The following is a 1,494-nucleotide window of genomic DNA, read 5'->3' as shown; positions in this document are numbered from 1 at the left end:
GTAGGGTAATGAAATGGACGCCTCCCTCCCAAACGGCATCGTGATGTGCCAAAGTAGAGTTTCGACAAACTACTTAACAGAAGGGAAGCGTCATGGAAAAGATTACCGTAATTGGATTGGATTTGGCAAAGAGTATTTTTCAAGTTCATGGTGCCAATGCCCGGGGCAAGAAGCTACTGTCGAAGAAACTCAAGCGTAGCGAAGTCATGGGATTCTTTGCCTCACAGCCACCGTGCCTGGTAGGTATGGAAGCCTGCGGAGGAGCCCACGAATGGGCGCGGCAGATCCAGTCACTTGGGCATGATGTCAAACTGATGGCACCCCAATACGTCAAAGGCTTTGTGCAAGGAAACAAGACCGATGCCAGAGATGCCGCAGGTATCGCAGAAGCAGCAGTAAGAGAAAGTATCCAGAGAGTGACGATACGCAGCCGTGAAGAACAACAGATACAAGCCCTGCACAGAGTAAGAGAAGCCTGGGTCAAACACCGTACTGCGACCGCCAACCAGCTACGGGGCCTGCTCGCTGAATTTGGTCAGATACTCACTCCCGGCCTGCGCCACCTGCGCCGCGAAGTCGCGCTCTGGCAAGAACAAAGCCGCGGCACGCTCGGCATACTCAACGGCCTGGTCGATGAATTACTGCAGTATCTCAGTGAGTTAGAAGACAGAATCAGCAAGGTAGAGAAACAGATCAAACAAGTACTGCAAAGCAATCCCGCCTGCAAACTGATAGAAACCATCCCCGGCGTGGGCGTCCTCACCGCCACCGCCATCATCGGCAGCTTTGGACGGGCAGAGAACTATACAGAAGGACGCAAGTTTGCCAATGCGCTGGGGCTGACACCGAGGGAACACAGCAGTGGTGGCAAACAAGTCCTGTTGGGGCTCAGCAAGCGAGGTAATGGTTATGTGCGCAAACTCCTCGTCCATGGGGCCAGGTCTGTCTTGCAGGCCAGGATCAACAAACCGGCCTATGCCGAAGACTGGGTCGTAAAACTGGCCAAAAGGCGGGGGCATAACATCGCCGTGTGTGCCCTGGCAGCCAAGAATGCCAGACGGATCTGGGCGATGCTGCAGAGCGGAGAAATATTCCGGGCTGATCATGCGCAGACCAACGACGTCTGCACGTAATCAGTCCGGTTTGAAAGAACAGTAGCAACCACAAAGCAGGGGCGAGGCAGGAAGCCAGGTGAAGTAACAACGTCATGCAGTAGCAGGAAAAATCGCAGTAAAAACAAAGAAACGGAGCACACCACCGATTGTTTGGGCAAATCCAAATGAAGACAGGACAGGTCAGACCGGGATGGTCAATAGCTCGTTCGGCGCACTGTGCGATAAGCACGATAGGGTGATTGAGCGACCATCAGCGTATTTCATCATGCGTCAGCAGTCATCAAGCGGCTGCAATAAAGACCGAATGTATGGCTGCAATCGACTACGTCAGGTTTAATTTGAAAATGCTCTTGCAAATGGGGGGCGTCCATGTATGCGC

The 1,494-nt window shown here is 53.1% G+C and carries 1 protein-coding gene; it reads left to right on the top strand.

Annotated features, from left to right (window positions below):
• The first annotated feature begins 92 nt into the window (after positions 1–92).
• Complete coding sequence (locus ACO0LK_RS26940) at positions 93–1,133, top strand: IS110 family transposase (protein WP_422980598.1); 1,041 nt, start codon at positions 93–95, stop codon at positions 1,131–1,133.
• Positions 1,134–1,494 lie beyond the last annotated feature (361 nt).

It is taken from the genome of Undibacterium sp. Ji49W (genome assembly GCF_049340205.1).
Lineage (GTDB): Bacteria > Pseudomonadota > Gammaproteobacteria > Burkholderiales > Burkholderiaceae_D > Undibacterium.
Note: the sequence above shows the minus strand (reverse complement) of the source record. Positions and strands in the feature narration are given on the sequence as shown.

Coding starts and splice junctions, on each gene's coding strand:
- ACO0LK_RS26940 (WP_422980598.1), top strand. CDS start 93: ATGGAAAAGATTACCGTAATTGGATTGGATTTGGCAAAGAGTATTTTT.